Origin of the sequence: Erythrobacter sp. NFXS35, from assembly GCF_040148725.1 — a bacterium.
In the GTDB taxonomy this organism is placed as follows: domain Bacteria; phylum Pseudomonadota; class Alphaproteobacteria; order Sphingomonadales; family Sphingomonadaceae; genus Erythrobacter.
This window is the reverse complement of the sequence record NZ_JAGDEB010000001.1, coordinates 658,616-675,556: the sequence shown is the minus strand read 5'-3', so window position 1 is coordinate 675,556 and position 16,941 is coordinate 658,616. Positions and strand designations below refer to the sequence as shown.

General features: G+C 63.8%; 16 protein-coding genes. 15 read left to right on the top strand and 1 reads right to left on the bottom strand.

The window, feature by feature from the left end; all coding sequences use genetic code 11:
* The first annotated feature begins 139 nt into the window (after positions 1-139).
* From J3454_RS03295 to J3454_RS03285, 3 genes are all read left to right on the top strand, one after another.
* On the top strand, positions 140-1,609 hold the full coding sequence (locus tag J3454_RS03295; RefSeq protein WP_349512324.1) for a DEAD/DEAH box helicase: 1,470 nt from the start codon (positions 140-142) through the stop codon (positions 1,607-1,609).
* Between the two features lie 114 nt (positions 1,610-1,723).
* Positions 1,724-3,076 carry a glutathione-disulfide reductase gene (gorA, locus tag J3454_RS03290; RefSeq protein ID WP_349512323.1) on the top strand — a complete coding sequence of 451 codons (1,353 nt, stop codon included), beginning with the start codon at positions 1,724-1,726 and terminating at the stop codon, positions 3,074-3,076.
* 29 nt (positions 3,077-3,105) lie between these two features.
* Positions 3,106-3,828, top strand: a complete 723-nt coding sequence (locus J3454_RS03285) for an SDR family oxidoreductase (RefSeq protein WP_349512322.1) — start codon at positions 3,106-3,108, stop codon at positions 3,826-3,828.
* Here the strand turns inward: J3454_RS03285 and J3454_RS03280 are convergent.
* Complete coding sequence (locus tag J3454_RS03280) at positions 3,825-4,940, bottom strand: NAD(P)/FAD-dependent oxidoreductase (RefSeq protein ID WP_349512321.1); 1,116 nt, start codon at positions 4,938-4,940, stop codon at positions 3,825-3,827. The genes J3454_RS03285 and J3454_RS03280 overlap by 4 nt on opposite strands.
* A gap of 97 nt (positions 4,941-5,037) precedes the next feature.
* On the opposite strand from J3454_RS03280, the gene J3454_RS03275 reads away from it, so the two are divergent.
* The 12 genes from J3454_RS03275 to J3454_RS03220 all read left to right on the top strand — a co-directional run bounded on the left by J3454_RS03275 (position 5,038) and on the right by J3454_RS03220 (position 16,928).
* Positions 5,038-6,570: an acyl-CoA carboxylase subunit beta gene (locus J3454_RS03275; RefSeq protein ID WP_349512320.1), complete on the top strand. Its 1,533-nt coding sequence runs from the start codon at positions 5,038-5,040 to the stop codon at positions 6,568-6,570.
* A 396-nt stretch (positions 6,571-6,966) separates the two neighbouring features.
* The gene (locus tag J3454_RS03270) at positions 6,967-7,260 is read left to right on the top strand and encodes a GIY-YIG nuclease family protein (protein ID WP_349512319.1); all 294 of its coding nucleotides are present in this window, start codon (positions 6,967-6,969) and stop codon (positions 7,258-7,260) included.
* A gap of 120 nt (positions 7,261-7,380) precedes the next feature.
* The gene (gene mce / locus J3454_RS03265) at positions 7,381-7,833 is read left to right on the top strand and encodes a methylmalonyl-CoA epimerase (RefSeq protein ID WP_349512318.1); all 453 of its coding nucleotides are present in this window, start codon (positions 7,381-7,383) and stop codon (positions 7,831-7,833) included.
* 21 nt (positions 7,834-7,854) lie between these two features.
* Positions 7,855-8,640, top strand: a complete 786-nt coding sequence (locus J3454_RS03260) for an enoyl-CoA hydratase-related protein (protein WP_349512317.1) — start codon at positions 7,855-7,857, stop codon at positions 8,638-8,640.
* A 147-nt stretch (positions 8,641-8,787) separates the two neighbouring features.
* On the top strand, positions 8,788-11,010 hold the full coding sequence (scpA, locus tag J3454_RS03255; RefSeq protein WP_349512316.1) for a methylmalonyl-CoA mutase: 2,223 nt from the start codon (positions 8,788-8,790) through the stop codon (positions 11,008-11,010).
* Positions 11,007-11,369: a hypothetical protein gene (locus J3454_RS03250; RefSeq protein WP_349512315.1), complete on the top strand. Its 363-nt coding sequence runs from the start codon at positions 11,007-11,009 to the stop codon at positions 11,367-11,369. Before scpA ends, J3454_RS03250 begins: the two co-directional genes overlap by 4 nt.
* Complete coding sequence (bioB, locus tag J3454_RS03245; RefSeq protein ID WP_349512314.1) at positions 11,366-12,376, top strand: biotin synthase BioB; 1,011 nt, start codon at positions 11,366-11,368, stop codon at positions 12,374-12,376. Before J3454_RS03250 ends, bioB begins: the two co-directional genes overlap by 4 nt.
* Positions 12,349-13,197: an alpha/beta hydrolase gene (locus J3454_RS03240; protein ID WP_349512313.1), complete on the top strand. Its 849-nt coding sequence runs from the start codon at positions 12,349-12,351 to the stop codon at positions 13,195-13,197. Before bioB ends, J3454_RS03240 begins: the two co-directional genes overlap by 28 nt.
* Entirely contained in the window at positions 13,198-13,989 is a 792-nt protein-coding gene (locus J3454_RS03235) for a heme-dependent oxidative N-demethylase family protein (protein WP_349512312.1), read from the top strand. It abuts the gene before it with no gap.
* Positions 13,986-14,396: a lysozyme inhibitor LprI family protein gene (locus tag J3454_RS03230; protein ID WP_349512311.1), complete on the top strand. Its 411-nt coding sequence runs from the start codon at positions 13,986-13,988 to the stop codon at positions 14,394-14,396. The genes J3454_RS03235 and J3454_RS03230 overlap by 4 nt, the downstream gene beginning before the upstream one ends.
* 88 nt (positions 14,397-14,484) lie before the next feature.
* Positions 14,485-16,557 carry an ATP-binding protein gene (locus J3454_RS03225; RefSeq protein WP_349513129.1) on the top strand — a complete coding sequence of 691 codons (2,073 nt, stop codon included), beginning with the start codon at positions 14,485-14,487 and terminating at the stop codon, positions 16,555-16,557.
* A complete protein-coding gene (locus tag J3454_RS03220) occupies positions 16,557-16,928 on the top strand; it encodes a tRNA-binding protein (RefSeq protein WP_349512310.1) in 372 nt (123 codons plus the stop codon). The genes J3454_RS03225 and J3454_RS03220 overlap by 1 nt, the downstream gene beginning before the upstream one ends.
* The last annotated feature ends 13 nt before the right edge of the window (positions 16,929-16,941 follow it).

The window sequence follows — 16,941 nt, the reverse complement described above, 5'->3', positions numbered from 1 at the left end:
ATCTAAAAGCATCCGCCCCGGCCGCACTTCGGTTCTACCTTCAAGACTTCCCTTTTCACGCGGGCGGTTTCAACCCCCGCGCCGCGCCCGCAATCCGTTTGGGATTGGCGGAAGCGCGCCGCACATTATGCGAGTTTTCATGACCACTTTTGCTGATCTCGGGCTGTCGCAGCCCGTTCTTCAGGCCCTCGACATGAAGGGCTACTCCACTCCCACTCCGATCCAGGAACAGGCGATCCCGCCGGTTCTCAAGGGCCGCGACCTGCTTGGTATCGCGCAGACCGGCACCGGCAAGACCGCCGCCTTCATGCTCCCCAGCATCGACCGGCTGCGCGAAGCCGACAAGCAGATTCCGTTCAAGTCCTGCCGGATGCTGGTGCTGGCGCCGACCCGCGAACTCGCGGTGCAGATCGCCGACAGCGCCAAGGATTACGGCGCGCTCGCGGGCCTCAAGGTGCAATGCATCGTCGGCGGCACATCTGTGGGCAAGGATCGTAACAAGCTGCACCGCGGCACCGACATTCTTGTCGCAACGCCCGGCCGCCTGCTCGACCTGATCGACCAGAAGGCGATCAACCTTTCCGGCATCGAAGTGCTGGTGCTGGACGAGGCCGACCAGATGCTCGACCTCGGCTTCATCCATGCACTGCGCAAGATCAAGGAACTAGCACCGAAAGAACGCCAGACCCTGTTCTTCAGCGCGACCATGCCGAAGGCGATCAAGGAACTGGTCAGCGGGTTCTGCAACAATCCTGTGCAGGTTTCGGTCACGCCGCAAAGCACCACTGCCGAGCGGATCGACCAGTATCTCTTCATGGTGCAGCAGGACGAAAAGCTCAGCCTGCTAGAAATGATCCTCAAGGGCCGCCATGAAGTGCCCGGCAAGATCGAACGCGTACTGATCTTTACCCGGACCAAGCACGGCGCGGACCGGGTGGTGAAGCGGCTTGCCCAAGGCGGGATCGAGAGCAACGCGATCCACGGCAACAAATCGCAGCCGCAGCGCCAGCGTGCGCTCGACGATTTCCGCAAGGGCCGCGTGCCGGTGCTGATCGCGACCGATGTGGCCGCGCGCGGGATCGACATTCCCGGCGTCAGCCACGTCATCAACTACGAACTGCCCAATGTGCCCGAACAATATGTTCACCGCATCGGGCGGACTGCGCGTGCGGGCAAGGGTGGGATCGCCATCGCCTTCTGTGCCGAGGACGAACGCGCATATCTCAAGGATATCCGCAAGGTCACTGGCGCTGAGCTGGACCGCCTGGCGCTGCCCGACAATTTCCGCGCCGTGGTCGAAGGCGAAGGCCCGACCAAGCCTGCGGCCCGCGTACCGATGAAGCGCGTCAATCCGCGCCCGCTGGGCCAGCGCCCGCAAGGCCAGCGTCCGCAGGGCGATCGCAAGCCGCAAGGTGAGCGCCGGGCTGACGGTGATCGGCGTCCGCAGGGTGATCGCAAGCCGCAGCAGGCGCACGGTTCGGGCGGTCAGGGCCGTTCCGGTGGCGGTGGTGGCCGTCCTTCGGGCGGTAACGGCGGCGGCGGTGATCGTGGCCGTGGTCGGGGTCGTCCCGGCGGCGGTGGCGGTCGTCCGCGTTCAGCCAACGTCTGATATGTAACCCGAAGCCAACCTGAGGCGAACTCTCTGTCATGAGAGGCGCGCCTTGCGGTTGGCATCGGCGGTGCCATCGGCCATAGCGCGCTTCACCGTCCGGAGGAGCAGCGAATGGCCGACCACTACGACTACGATCTCTTCACCATCGGCGCAGGATCGGGCGGCGTGCGCGCCAGCCGGGTTGCCGCCGCGCACGGCGCGCGGGTGGCGGTCGCCGAGGAATACCGCGTCGGCGGCACCTGCGTGATCCGCGGCTGCGTGCCCAAGAAGATGCTCGTCTACGGCGCGCACTTCGCCGAGGATCTGGTCGACGCCGAACATTTCGGCTGGAAGATCGAAGGCAAAAGCTTCGATTGGGCGCGCCTGCGCGACAATGTCCAGAACGATGTGACCCGGCTCGAAGGGCTGTATGGCCAGACACTGAGCAATCACGACGTCACCGTGTTCGATGAACGCGCGACCATTACCGGCGACCATGAAGTCACGCTGGCAAGCGGCAAGGTCGTGACCGCCAAGTATATCCTGATCGCGACCGGCGCACGCCCGCACGTCCCCGATTTCCAGGGGAGCGAGCATGTCATCACCTCGAACGAGGCGTTCCATCTCGAAACGATCCCGCGCCGGATGCTGATCGTCGGCGGCGGTTACATCGCCAATGAATTTGCCGGCATCTTCAACGAATTCGGCAGCAAGGTGACGATCGCCAACCGCTCCGACACGATCCTGCGCGGCTATGACGAAAGCGTGCGCGACCGGTTGCTGCAGATCAGCCTGACGAAGGGGATCGAGTTCTGCTTCATGGCCGAATTCGAATATGTCGAAAAACAGGACGACGGCACCTTCAAGGTCAAGCTCACCGGGCAGGACGAACGCGAATTCGACGTGGTGATGGTCGCCACCGGCCGCGTGCCCAATATCGAAGGGTTGGGGCTGGAGACCGTCGGGGTCGAATGCGGCAAGCGCGGCGAGATCGTGGTCGACAAGTTCAGTCGCACCACTGTCGATTATATCTATGCCGTGGGCGATGTGACCGACCGGGTGCAGCTTACGCCGGTGGCCATCCGCGAAGGGCAGGCTTTTGCCGACTCCGTGTTCGGCGATGTCGAACCCTACGCCGTCGATCATTCCTGCGTGCCCAGCGCGGTGTTCAGCCACCCGCCCATCGCCGCCGTCGGTATGACCGAAGGCGAGGCGCGCAATCTGCTCGGCAGCGTCAGGGTCTATCAGGCCGATTTCCGCCCGATGAAAAACGTCGTGGCGGGCCGTAACGAACGCAGCCTTTACAAGATGATCGTCGATGCAGCGAATGACCGCATCGTCGGCATCCACATGATCGGCCCCGAAGCGCCCGAGATCATGCAGGCCGCTGCCGTTGCGGTGAAGGCGGGCCTTACCAAGGCCGATTTCGACGCGACGGTTGCGATCCACCCGACGATGGCGGAAGAACTGGTGCTGTTCAAATAACGGGCAGCACGCGCAACGGGGGAACGGCGATGGATGTGAATGGCAAGGTGGTGCTGCTGACCGGCGGCAGCGCAGGCATCGGACGCGAGATCGCGCACCAATTGAAGGCCAAAGGCGCGGGCGTCGTCCTGACGGGCCGCGATCCCGCCCGGCTCGATGCAATGCGCACGGAGGGGTTCGAGGTGCTCGCTGCCGACCTGTCGAACGCCGCCGGGGTCGATGCGCTGGTGGCGGCGCTGGGGGACCGCAGCATCGATATCCTCATCAACAACGCCGGGCAGCTGGTCGATCACGACTTCCGCAAAGGCGCGCCCGATGCCGATGCGGCGGATGATGGTATCTATGCCAACCTTTCCGCACCGATCCGGCTGATAACGGCACTCGTCCCGCGCCTGCGTGACCGTCCGCAGGCGGCAATCGTCAACGTCACCAGCGGCCTCGCCATTGCCCCGGCGGCGCGGCAGCCGGTCTATTGCGCCACCAAGGCGGGCTTGCGGTTCTACACCCTGGCCCTTCGCGAACAGCTGAGGGACACATCTATCCGCGTGATCGAAGCGTTGCCGCCGGTGGTCGATACCCAGATGAACGCCGGCAACCCGATGAAGAAAATGTCCGCGGATGAATGCGCCCGCCAGATCGTCGCAGCCATCGAGCGCGGACGCGACGAGGCCAATATCGGCATGACCCGGACACTGCGGATCGTCGAATCGATCGCGCCATCGCTGGCGCGGCGGATCACGCTGCGATTCTAGGCGTCGAGGCGGGCGGGGGAGAACATCTCTGCCGTCAGCCCCGCCGCGGTGCAATCCTTGGGGAACGGCAGCCCCAGCACCGCGCTTTCCGCGATCCGCGAGAGCGCGGGCGCGGTCTGGAAGCCATAGCCGCCTTGACCTGCGCACCACACGAAGCCCACTGCGCCCGCCGCGTGACCGATCACCGGCAATTCGTCCGGCGCAAAGCTTCTGAGGCCCGCCCATGAATGGCTGATTCTGCGGATCGGCAGGGTGGTGGCCTGCTCGACCCGGTCAGCCGCGATGGCGATATCGAGTTCCTCGGCCGCCGCATCGCAAGGATCGCTCGGCGTCTGGTCCATCGACGAGGCGAGCAATTGCCCGCGCCCCTCGGGCAGCAGGTAGAAGCCTTCGCCCGCGGTCTTGGTGAAGGGCCAGCCCCGCACGTCCTCGCCCTCCGGCGCGGCGAAGGAAATCACGGTGCGGCGGCGCGGCTGGAGGCCAATGGGGGTAACGCGCGCCATCCGTGCGATGTGATCCGCCCAAGCTCCGGCGGCGTTGACGATGATCGGTGCAGCGTAGGTCGCGCCGCCCGCCTCGACCCGCCAACCCGAACCTTTGCGCGCAATCGCGCTAACCCGCGCACCTGTCACCACCGCCCCGCCAGCGCTGCGCAAAGCGGCCAGATTGGCCTGCAACATCGCGTCCGTATCCAGCTTCAGCGATCCGTGGTCGACCAGCGCCGCGTGGCAATGCTCCGGCCCCGCCTTCAACACCGGCAGCAGCGCGCGAGCTTCCTCCGGAGAAATGCGCGAATAATCGCACCCGTACTGACGGTGCACCGCCTCCAACTCATCGAGCGCATCCATCTGCGCCGTGCTGGCGATGTGAAGCGCCGGATGGCGCACGCCGAAGGGTGCGACCGCCAGATCGGGCAGGCTCAATGCAGTCATCGCACGCACGATCCGTTCGCCGAGCCCGAAATGCGCGAAGGCGACGCTGCGGCCCGAAGCGTGGTATCCGGGCGCGCTTTCGCCTTCCAGCACGGTCACTTTGCCATAGCGTGCTAGGCGTGCGGCCAGCGATAGCCCGGCGATTCCGCCGCCGATCACCAGCATATCGGATTGGTGCATCGCCCGCGCTCCCTTGCCGCCCGTCACTTTTGCCACGTTGACGCTGCGCACCGGCTAAGGCAACGACCTTGGCAAAGCAATCAGGAGAGCATCCCTCGTGTCCGCCAATATCGCCGAAATGGAACGCCGCCGCGAAGCTGCCCGGATGGGCGGCGGGGCCAAGCGCATCGAAGCCCAGCACGCCAAGGGCAAGCTGACCGCGCGCGAGCGTTTGGACGTATTGCTCGACGAAGGTAGCTTCGAGGAACTCGACACCTATGTCGAACACGACTGCACCGACTTCGGGATGGAGACGCAGAAGATCCCCGGCGACGGGGTAGTGACCGGCAGCGGCACGATCAACGGGCGGTTGGTCTATGTTTTCTCGCAGGACTTCACCGTGTTCGGCGGCAGCCTGTCCAAACGCCATGCCGAGAAAATCTGCAAGGTGATGGACACCGCGATGAAGGTCGGCGCGCCGGTGATCGGATTGAACGATTCGGGCGGTGCGCGGATTCAGGAGGGCGTGGCGAGCCTTGGCGGCTATGCCGAGGTGTTCCAGCGCAACGTGTTGGCGAGCGGCGTGGTGCCGCAGATCAGCCTCATCATGGGGCCGTGCGCGGGCGGGGCGGTGTATAGCCCGGCGATGACCGACTTCATCTTCATGGTGAAGGATTCGAGCTACATGTTCGTCACCGGGCCGGACGTGGTGAAGACCGTCACCAACGAGGTCGTGACGCAGGAGGAACTGGGCGGGGCGATCACCCACACCACCAAGGCCTCGGTTGCTGATCTCGCCTATGAAAACGACATCGATGCGCTGCTGGCGACCCGCCGCTTTTTCGATTTCCTGCCCCTGTCGAACCGTGAAGGCGTGCCCGAACTGCCCACCAATGATCCGTGGAACCGGCTGGAGGACAGCCTCGACACGCTGATCCCCGACAATGCCAACCAGCCCTATGACATGCACGAAGTCATCGCCAAGGTGCTGGATGAAGGCGATTTCTTCGAGATCCAACCGGCCCATGCAGGCAACATCCTGTGCGGTTTCGGCCGCGTGGAAGGCCGCACGGTGGGCGTGGTGGCGAACCAGCCGATGGTGCTGGCAGGCGTGCTCGACATCAATTCATCGAAGAAAGCCGCGCGCTTCGTGCGGTTCTGCGATGCATTTGAAATCCCGATCATCACCTTCGTCGACGTCCCCGGCTTCCTCCCCGGCACCGCGCAGGAACTGGGCGGGATCATCAAGCACGGCGCGAAACTGCTGTTCGCCTATGCCGAGGCGACCGTGCCCAAGATCACCATCATCACCCGCAAGGCATACGGCGGAGCCTATGACGTGATGGCATCGAAGCACCTGCGCGGCGATTTGAACTATGCTTGGCCCACGGCCGAAATCGCGGTGATGGGCGCCAAGGGCGCGGTGGAGATCATTTTCCGGCAGGACCGCGACAACCCCGAGAAGATCGCCGAGAAGACCAAGGAATACGAGGACCGCTTCGCCAACCCCTTCGTGGCCGCATCGCGCGGGTACATCGACGAGGTGATCCACCCGCACTCGACCCGCCGCCGGATTGCTTTGGGGTTACGCAAGCTGCGGACGAAGCAGCTGGAGAACCCTTGGAAGAAGCATGACAATATTCCGCTCTGAGGTGAAATGTGAGTGACCATCTCATAGTCAAATTCGCTATCTTCGCCACCTGGGGAGGCCCGGTGATCTTCTTACTTTCGCTTGGCGCAATAGCGGCAGGCTTCCTGGCCACTGGCACGGTCCTATTTCTTCTTTTCTTCCTAAGCATCGGGGTCGCCACGTTGGCGAATCTTTATTGCCTCGTGAAGGTTCGCTGCATCGAATGCCAAAAGCCTTTCTACCAACTCTGGTCCGCCCCTTTCTTTCAGCCACGGTGCAGAAACTGTGGCGCTCACATGAACCAAGCGATTCGAAGATGAGGACTACGAATCTAGTCCGTCATTGCGAGCGTAGCGAAGCAATCCAGAGCGGCTCGTTAGACGCCCTGCATTGCCGCGCCACCTTTGATGGCTCGCAATGACGAAGCTACCGGCGGTGTACATCATTGCCAGCAAACGGAACGGTGCGATTTACGTTGGTGTAACATCCAATCTGCCACAACGCGTTTGGCAGCACCGCGAGGGCCTTATCGAGGGTTTCACAAAGCGATACGGCTGCAAAGTGCTGGTCTGGTCTGAACGACACGATACGATGGAGAGTGCAATCATGCGGGAAAAACAGATCAAGGCGGGCAATCGCAAGGCTAAGCTTGCTTTGATCGAAGCGAACAATCCCACTTGGCGCGATCTGTTTGCAGATATTGCACAATGATCCGGTTCTCGTCATTGCGGACGCAGTGAAGCAATCCAGTCCTGCCGTCTGCGCCCGGAACTGAGGTTTGAACTGGATTGCCACGGCGACTGCGTCGCCTCGCAATGACGAAGGGATCACATGAAACTCGGCCGTCTCAACCACATCGGGGTCGCCACGCCCTCCATCGCTGACAGCATCGCGTTCTACCGCGACGTGATGGGCGCGACGAAGATCCACACGCCGTTCGACCTCGAGGAACAGGGCGTGAAGGTCTGCTTCGTCGACACGCCCGGCGCGGACGGGGCCATGAACGGCACCCAGATCGAGCTGATCGAGCCGCTGGGGGAAAACTCCACGCTCGCCGGCTTCCTCGCCAAGAACCCGCTCGGCGGGCAGCATCATCTGTGCTTCGAAGTGCCCGATATCGCCGAGGCCCGCGCCGAGCTCGAGGAACTGGGCAAGCGCATCCTCGGCCCCACCCGCATCGGCGCGCATGGCACCCCTATCTTTTTCGTCCATCCCAAGGACATGGGCGGCATGCTTACCGAGATCATGGAGACCCCGCGCGAGGATGCGCACTGGTCGAACTGACACATCTTACCGGAGAGAAGAATGTCCTACGAAACGATCCGCGTCGAACGCGACGGCCCGCTGCTGACCATCACGCTCAACCGCCCCGAACGCCTTAACGCCATGGCTCCGCAAATGGCGGACGAGATCGGGCTGGCGTTCTACGACCTCGGCGATGCTCGCGCAGTGCTGATCACCGGCGAGGGCAAGGGCTTCTGTTCGGGCGCGGACCTTTCCGCACGCGGCGAATCGAGCGCGGTGACGGGCAAGGGCGGCAGCCACAAGGCGCTCTCCAACCACTACAATCCCGCGATCAGCCAGATCATGCGGGCCGAGGTGCCGGTGATCTGCGCGGTCAATGGCCCGGCGGCGGGTGTGGGGTGCAGCCTCGCGCTGGCGGCGGATTTCACGATTGCGGGCAAGAGCGCTTATTTCCTTCAGGCCTTCGTCAACATCGGTTTGGTGCCCGATGGCGGATCGACCTGGCTGCTGCTGCGCGCCATTGGTCGCGCCCGCGCCACGCGGATGATGATGCTGGGCGAGAAAATCTCCGGCGAGCAGGCCGAGGAATGGGGCCTGATCTACAAGTGCGTCGATGATGCGGCGTTGATGGACGAAGCGCGCGCTCTGGCGACCAAGCTGGCAAACGGGCCGACGGTGGCCTACGCCACGATGAAGCGCAATATCGCAACCGCGCTCGACGGATCGCTCCCGCAGGTGCTGCTCGCCGAGGCCGAAGGGCAGCGCATCGCAGGCGCGAGCAAGGACGCGACGGAGGGCGGCATGGCTTTCCTCCAGAAGCGGAAAGCGGAATTCAAGGGGGAGTAAGCTCCCCATAAAACCCACACCCGTTCGCCCTGAGCGGTGTTGCTGCGCAACAGCTTCGCTTTCGAAGGGCTGATCTTCTTCGGGTGTATGGTTCAATTAGAAGGGCAGGGCTTCGACAGGCTGAGCCCGAACGGATATAGCGTAGAAATGACCAACAAACCCACCCCCGCCGACTGGAAAGCCCTCGCCGACAAGGAAGTGAAGGGCCGCGACCTCACCTGGCACACGCCCGAAGGTATCGCCGTCAAGCCGCTCTATACCGAGGAAGACCACGCCGGTTTCGACCCCGGCCCCCCCGGTTTCGCGCCTTTCACGCGGGGGGTAAAAGCCTCAATGTATGCGGGCCGCCCATGGACGATCCGGCAGTACGCTGGCTTCTCCACCGCCGAGGAATCGAACGCCTTCTACCGCCGCAATCTGGCGATGGGGCAGAAGGGCCTGTCGGTCGCCTTCGATCTGGCCACGCACCGGGGCTATGATTCCGATCACCCGCGTGTGGTCGGCGATGTCGGCAAGGCGGGGGTGGCGATCGACACGGTTGCGGATATGCAGATCCTGTTCGACCAGATCCCGCTCGATGCCATGAGCGTCAGCATGACGATGAACGGCGCAGTGATCCCGGTGCTGGCCTTCTTCATCGTCGCCGCCGAACGTCAGGGCGTGTCGCAGGACAAGCTTGAGGGCACGATCCAGAACGACATCCTCAAGGAGTTCATGGTCCGCAACACCTATATCTACCCGCCCGAACCTTCGATGCGGATCATTTCGGACATCATCGCATATACCTCGGCCAACATGCCGAAATTCAACTCGATTTCGATTTCTGGCTACCACATGCACGAAGCCGGAGCGACGGCGGTGCAGGAACTCGCCTTCACCATCGCCGATGGCAAGGAATATGCGAGCCGCGCGATGGCGGCGGGGCTGGATATCGATGCCTTTGCAGGGCGTTTGAGCTTCTTCTTCGGCATCGGCATGAACTTCTTCATGGAGATCGCCAAGCTGCGCGCCGCGCGCACGCTGTGGTACAAGGTGATGGACGATCTGGGAGCGAAGGACGAACGCTCCAAGATGCTGCGCACCCACTGCCAGACCAGCGGCGTCTCGCTGCAAGAGCAGGACCCCTACAACAATGTCATCCGCACCACGGTGGAAGCGATGGCGGCGGTGCTGGGCGGCACGCAGTCGCTCCACACCAATGCGCTGGATGAAGCCATTGCGCTGCCGACCGATTTCAGCGCCCGCATCGCGCGCAACACCCAATTGGTGCTGCAGGAGGAAAGCGGCATCTGCAACGTCGTCGATCCGCTTGGCGGCTCGCATTATATCGAGGCCCTGACCGCCACGCTGGTGGCCGAGGTCGAGGCGATGATGGCCGAGGTCGATGCGGCGGGCGGCATGACCGCCTATGTCGCCACCGGTGCGCCCAAGGCCGCGATCGAGCGCGCGGCGGCGGAAAAGCAGACGGGCATCGACAAGGGCGAGACGGTGATCGTCGGGGTCAACAAGTATCGCAAAGACGCCGAAGACCCGATGGATACGCTGGATATCGACAACCAGAAGGTGCGCACCGGCCAGATCGCCCGCCTCGCCAAGGTGCGCGAAGGGAGGGACGAGGCGGCGTGCCGCGCTGCTTTGGCGGCTTTGACCGAGGGCGCCCGCGTGAGTCCCCGCGCAGGCGGGGACCTCGGTCGGCCCGGCGCTCCTTCGACTGAGGCCCCCGCCTTCGCGGGGGATCACAATTTGTTGGCTTTGGCCGTCGAAGCTGCCCGAGCGGACGCAACCCTCGGCGAGATATCCGCCGCGATGGAAGAGGTGTTCGGCCGCCATGATGCCACGCCTGCGCCGGTCTCGGGCGTCTACAAGAGCGCCTATGAATTCGACCGCCGCTGGGCACAGGTGACCGACGGCGTGGAAGCCGTGGGCCGCCGCTTGGGCCGCAAGCCGCGTATCATGGTCGCCAAGATGGGCCAGGACGGTCACGATCGCGGTGCGAATGTGATCGCCAGCGCCTTCGGCGACATGGGTTTCGATGTGGTCTCCGGCCCTCTGTTCCAGACGCCTGAGGAATCCGTTGCAATGGCGCTTGAACACGACGTCGACGTGGTCGGCGCGTCGAGCCTTGCGGCAGGCCACAAGACCCTGATCCCCGAACTGGTGCGGCTCCTGCGCGAAGCCGGACGCGGCGACATCAAGGTGACCGCAGGCGGCGTGATCCCGCCGCAGGACTACGACTATCTGCGCGAGGCAGGGGTGCAGGGGATCTACGGGCCGGGGAGCAACGTGGTGGAATGCGCGGCGGATATTCTCGTGCTGCTCGGCCACAACATGCCGCCGCTCGGTGAGGGGCTGGACGAGGCGGCGGAGTGAGCCAGGAAATCGACTTCATCTTCATCGATCTCCCGGCAATCGCCAGAACAGTCGTGACGATCGATGATGAACAGGGCAGTCGGCCCGACCCCGATTGGCATCATGAGGTATTGGAGGGGCAATACGTCTTCCTCGAGTTCCTCGCCGAACAGAATCTTTTGTCCGATGAGGTAGAATTCACGCGCTCGCCCGATCTGGTAGTGCGCTGGTTGCAGCTGAATGAGGAAGGCCGTCGCTTCGCACGGTCCGAGTATGACAAGTGGCTCCGGACGATCGGAAAATCCGGTATGCCCCAAGCGATCAAGCGCGAGAAGCTGGTCAAGCGATGGCAGAAGTATTGCGTAAAGGAAAATCGATGACCCAACCCCGCACCGATTGGACCCGCACCGAAATCGCGGCTCTATTCGACCTCCCCTTCACCGAGTTGCTGTTCCAGGCCGCCAGCGTCCACCGCGCATTCCACCCGCCCACGCAGGTGCAGCTGTGCACCCTGCTCAGCATCAAGACCGGCGGGTGTCCGGAGGATTGCGGCTATTGCTCGCAGTCGGTGAAGGCTGACAGCGGCGTCGAGGCCACCAAGCTGATGGATGTGCAGGCCGTGCTCCAGCGTGCCGCGCAAGCCAAGGATGCGGGCTCGCAGCGGTTCTGCATGGGGGCTGCGTGGCGCAATCCCAAGGACCGCGACATGCCCGCGATCGTCGAGATCGTGAAAGGCGTGCGCGACATGGGGCTGGAGACCTGCATGACGCTGGGGATGCTGGAGCCGCATCAGGCCGAGATGCTGGCCGAGGCGGGGCTGGATTACTACAACCACAATATTGACAGCAGCCCAGAGTATTACGAGCGCGTTATCTCTACCCGCGATTTCCAGTGCCGCCTCGATACGCTCGATCACGTGCGCAAGGCCGGGATCAACGTGTGCAGTGGCGGTATCGTCGGCATGGGGGAGACGCGCGAGGACCGGGTGGGCTTCGTCCACACGCTCGCCACCCTGCCGCAGCATCCCGAAAGCGTGCCGGTGAATGCGCTTGTGCCGGTGAAGGGCACGGTGCTGGGCAATATGCTCGCCGACACGCCGCTCGCCAAGATCGACGATATCGAGTTCGTCCGCACCGTTGCGGTCGCGCGGATCACGATGCCGCGTTCGATGGTGCGGCTATCGGCCGGGCGGGAGTCGATGTCGGAAGCCACACAGGCGCTGTGCTTCCTCGCGGGCGCGAATTCGATCTTCACCGGCGACAAGCTGCTGACCGCGCCCAACGCGGGCGATGACAGCGACGGCGCGCTCTTCGCCAAGCTAGGGTTGACCGCGTTGCAAGGCGAGGAACCGGCGCGGGCGTGCAAGACGGCAGTGGCGGCGGAGTGATTGCGTTCCTCGCCGCAGCGGCATTGGCATCGGCCCCTGTGCCGGAGCCGCAGCCACTGACCATCGGCGAGACGGTGAAATTGCAGGCGCTGGGCGAACAACGCGCCATCAACATCATTCTGCCGCCCGACTACGAAGCCGAGCCGGAGCGGCTCTGGCCGGTGGTGTATCTGCTTGATGGCGCGGTGAAGCAGGACCTGATGATGGGCGCGGGCCTTGTGCGCTGGGGTGCGCTATGGGGGCGCAGCCAGGACGCGATCATCGTCGGGATCGAAACCAAGGACCGCCAGCGCGAACTGCTCCCTGCAACCGCCGATGCTGTCGAGCGCGCGAAATATCCCTCAGCGGGCGAAAGCGCAGCGTTCCGGGCGTGGCTGGCGGACACGCTCAAGCCGATGGTCGAAGCGCGCTATCGCCACGATGGCACCGCTTTACTGGTCGGCGAAAGTGCGGCGGGGCATTTCGTGGTCGAGACATGGGCCGAAACGCCCGCACTGTTTACCGGCTACGCCGCAATTTCACCAAGCCTGCAATGGGACAGCGAGGCGCTGAGCCGCCGCGCATTGGGTACCGCCACCCGGCCGCCGCTCTATCTCAGTCTCGCCGACGAGGGCGGGGCGACCGAAACCAGCATGGAGCGGCTGTTTAGCGTTTTGCCCAAGGATCAGCCCTACTGCTTCTCCGACCGCCGCAGCGAACTGCGACACGCCACCGCCCTGCACGGCCTGATGCCTGAGGCGCTGCAATATCTGCTGCCGACCGAGGCGGACTGGCTGGAGGAATACGGCATGGTGCTGCGGTGCGAGCGGCGGGGCGGCTGAATGACCCTCGGCTTTTCCGTCGACACCTTGCTGCCCAAGGCGCGCGGGGGCGGGCAGTTGCGGATGGGGCTGGTCAAGCTGGAGGAGCATCAGTGGCTCGATCCCGCGCCCGATCTGGCGGCGCACGCTGCTGGGTTTGCCGAATGGCCGCAAGCGGTGCAGCTGACGCCCGATGCGGCCGCTCCGGGGCGCGAGCTCGCCGTGATGTTGGGCGTCACCGGCGGGCTTCTCGAAGCAGCACTCGCCACGCACGAAGACCTGTGCCTGCTGACGAAGCGCGGTGATGCGGAGGTTTACCGGCTGATCGGCGCGGCGGTGGCTTGGCCCTCGGACTGGCGCCCCGCCGAGAAAATCGGCCTCCCCCTGCGCGCGCTCCATGCGCCGATCGCAGGCTATGAGGAGCAACTCGCCACCGGGGTCGACCGCTTTATGGCGACGCTCCGCCCCGGCCCGATCTATGCCCGCTGCAACTGGTTCATCGCTGCCACGGGGAATCGCCGCTGGCTCCCCGACCGACCGCCGCATCAGGCCTTTGCCCACGTCACGCCGGAAAATGCGGGCGAGGCCCTGTTCGTGCGCTCCGAACGCCAGACTCTCCGGCGACTGCCGCAGACGGGCGCGATCCTGTTCAGCATTGGCGTTTATGTCGAACCGCTCGGCAGCCTTTCCCCCGCCAATATCGCCATGCTCGGCAAGGCGGTGCAAACGCTCGTCAGCGGCGAGGGTGACCGCCGGGGCGCGTCCGCTTATGCTGACAGCCTGATCGGTTTTGCTGAAAGGAACGCCGCATGATCGCCTCGCTGATCCTCCCGCTGCTGCTGCAATCGGCTGAGCCACCTGTGCCAAGCTGGAATTGCGAAGACCCGCAGGTGCAGCAGGAAATGAACTGGTGCGCCGCACGCGATTTCGAAGTCGCCGACGAACGCCTCAACGCGCAGTGGAAAGAAACCGCCGCCGCGATGAAGGCTCGCGATGAAAGCTTTGTCGAATATGCCGGTGACGATACCCGCGAGGGCTATTTTGAAAGCCTGCTCGAAGCGCAGCGCGCATGGCTGCGCTACCGCGACGCGCATTGCCGCCTTGAGGGATACTACGCGCGCGGCGGCAGTCTGGAACCGTTGCTGGTATCGACCTGCAAGGCCCGGCTCACCCGGATGCGCACCGATGAACTGCGCGAACTGGTCGAAGACGCTGCCTGAAAGCACAAATCCGCTAGCTTGCTTGCCGCGCAATCCCTCGGCATAGCCCCGTGACAAGATAACGCGAAAGCATGAGAGGTTGTCCGCCTTGTTCTCGAAAATCCTGATTGCCAACCGCGGCGAAATCGCCTGCCGGGTCATTACCACCGCTCGCAAAATGGGGATCAAGACCGTCGCGGTCTACTCCGATGCCGATGCGCGCGCTCCCTTTGTGGCGATGGCGGACGAGGCGGTGCATATTGGCCCGTCGCCAGCCGCCGAGTCTTATCTGATCGCGGACAAGATCATCGCAGCCTGCAAGCAGACCGGGGCCGAAGCGGTCCACCCTGGCTACGGCTTTCTGTCCGAACGCACGTCTTTCGCCGAGGCGCTGGCCAAGGAAAACATCGCCTTCATCGGCCCGCCGGTGAACGCCATCGCCGCGATGGGGGACAAGATCGAATCCAAGAAACTCGCGATGCAGGCGGGGGTGAATGTCGTCCCCGGCTTTGTCGGCGAGATCGATGATACCGAGCACGCGGTGCGGATTTCGGACGAGATCGGCTATCCGGTGATGATGAAGGCTTCAGCCGGCGGCGGCGGCAAGGGGATGCGCCTTGCTTACAGCGAAGCCGACGTGCGCGAAGGCTTCGAAGCCGTGAAGCGCGAGGGGCTGAGCAGCTTCGGCGATGACCGCGTGTTCATCGAGAAGTTCATCCTCAATCCGCGCCACATCGAAATTCAGATCCTCGGCGATCAGCACGGCAATATACTTTACCTCAACGAGCGCGAATGTTCGATCCAGCGCCGCCACCAGAAGGTGGTCGAGGAAGCGCCGTCGCCCTTCGTCACACCCAAGATGCGCAAGGCGATGGGCGAGCAATGCGTCGCCCTGGCGCGCGCGGTGGGGTATTATTCGGCGGGCACGGTCGAACTGATCGTTTCTGGCGCTGACCCGACGGGGGAGAGCTTCTACTTCCTCGAAATGAACACCCGCCTTCAGGTCGAACACCCCGTTACCGAAGCGATCACCGGGATCGACCTGGTCGAACAGATGATCCGCGTCGCTTACGGCGAGAAGCTCGGCATGACGCAGGACGATATCGGGATCGATGGCTGGGCGATCGAAAACCGTGTCTATGCCGAAGACCCCTATCGCGGGTTCCTGCCCAGCACAGGGCGGCTGGTTGAATATTCCCCGCCGCTGCCGGGCTGGACGGAAGATGAAACCGTCGCGGGCATGGCGCGCCGCGGCGTCGCTCGCGGCAATGGTTCGGTGCGTGTCGACGACGGCGTCTATCACGGCGGCGAAGTCTCACGCTTCTACGATCCGATGATTGCCAAGCTGATCACCTGGGCCCCCACCCGCGATGAAGCGGCGGACCTGCAGATCGAGGCGCTCGACAACTTCCGCATCAAGGGCCTTGGCCACAATGTCGATTTTCTCTCCGCGATCATGCAGCATCCGCGCTTCCGATCAGGCGAACTGACCACCGGCTTCATCGCCGAGGAATATCCCGAGGGATTCCACGGGGCGGCGACGTCCGACGATCTGCAGCGCCTGCTTGCGGCGGTCTGCGCGGGCAACGAGTTCACCCTGCAAAGCCGTGCGCGGCGGATCAGTGGCCAACTCGATGGCGACGACGGAAGCGAAGGCGTCAAGCGCGTGAGCAGCGAGTGGCAGGTGAAGCTCGGCAACGAACGCTTCGAAGTGGTGCTGGGCGATGGCCATGCCATGGTCGACGGCGTGCGGGTCGAAGGCACCTGCGACTGGCGACCGGGCATGGTGCAGGCCGAAGCTACCGGCAAGGTTGGCGATGGCGCGGAAATGCAGCTTGGCATGATTGTCGAGCGGACCGGTAATCAGTGGAAGGTCACGACGCGCGGCGCAGCGCACACCGCGCTGGTGCTACCGCTACGGTTGGCGCGGCACGAAGCGTTGATGATCGAAAAGCTGCCGCCCGATCTGTCGCGCTTTCTTATCTGTCCGATGCCGGGGATGCTGGTGAAGCTGCATGTGGCGGCGGGCGAGACAGTGCAGCCCGGCCAGCCGCTGGCCACGGTCGAGGCGATGAAGATGGAAAACATCCTGCGCGCCGAAAAGGAAGGGGTGATCGCCAAGATCAACGCTGCCGAGGGCGAAAGCCTTGCGGTGGATGCAGTGATTCTGGAACTGGAATAATGCATCTTAGCCACGACCCCGATGCGCCTGAGGGCGAGCCGATCGCCTTCGAGGATTTCCTCAAGGTCGATATCCGCATCGGTACCATCGTGGCGGCAGAGGATTTTCCCGAAGCGCGCAAGCCGAGCTACCGCCTCCGCATCAACTTCGGCGCGGTGATCGGCGAGAAGAAAAGCTGCGCGCAGATCGCGGCCAATTACAATCCGGATGAATTGATTGGGCGGCAGGTCGCCGCCGTGGTCAACTTCCCTCCGCGCCAGATCGGCCCCGCCATGTCCGAAGTGCTGACGCTGGGCTTTGCCGATGATGCTGGCGAGGTGGTACTGTTCGCGCCTGACCATCCGGTGCCGAACGGGGTGCGGCTGTTTTGACGCAGGCGGATCG

Coding starts and splice junctions, on each gene's coding strand:
- J3454_RS03260 (WP_349512317.1), top strand. CDS start 7,855: ATGTCCTACGAAACGATCCGCGTCGAACGCGACGGCCCGCTGCTGACC.
- J3454_RS03295 (WP_349512324.1), top strand. CDS start 140: ATGACCACTTTTGCTGATCTCGGGCTGTCGCAGCCCGTTCTTCAGGCC.
- bioB (WP_349512314.1), top strand. CDS start 11,366: ATGACCCAACCCCGCACCGATTGGACCCGCACCGAAATCGCGGCTCTA.
- J3454_RS03280 (WP_349512321.1), bottom strand. CDS start 4,940: ATGCACCAATCCGATATGCTGGTGATCGGCGGCGGAATCGCCGGGCTA.
- J3454_RS03235 (WP_349512312.1), top strand. CDS start 13,198: ATGACCCTCGGCTTTTCCGTCGACACCTTGCTGCCCAAGGCGCGCGGG.
- J3454_RS03230 (WP_349512311.1), top strand. CDS start 13,986: ATGATCGCCTCGCTGATCCTCCCGCTGCTGCTGCAATCGGCTGAGCCA.
- J3454_RS03220 (WP_349512310.1), top strand. CDS start 16,557: ATGCATCTTAGCCACGACCCCGATGCGCCTGAGGGCGAGCCGATCGCC.
- mce (WP_349512318.1), top strand. CDS start 7,381: ATGAAACTCGGCCGTCTCAACCACATCGGGGTCGCCACGCCCTCCATC.
- J3454_RS03285 (WP_349512322.1), top strand. CDS start 3,106: ATGGATGTGAATGGCAAGGTGGTGCTGCTGACCGGCGGCAGCGCAGGC.
- gorA (WP_349512323.1), top strand. CDS start 1,724: ATGGCCGACCACTACGACTACGATCTCTTCACCATCGGCGCAGGATCG.
- J3454_RS03270 (WP_349512319.1), top strand. CDS start 6,967: ATGACGAAGCTACCGGCGGTGTACATCATTGCCAGCAAACGGAACGGT.
- scpA (WP_349512316.1), top strand. CDS start 8,788: ATGACCAACAAACCCACCCCCGCCGACTGGAAAGCCCTCGCCGACAAG.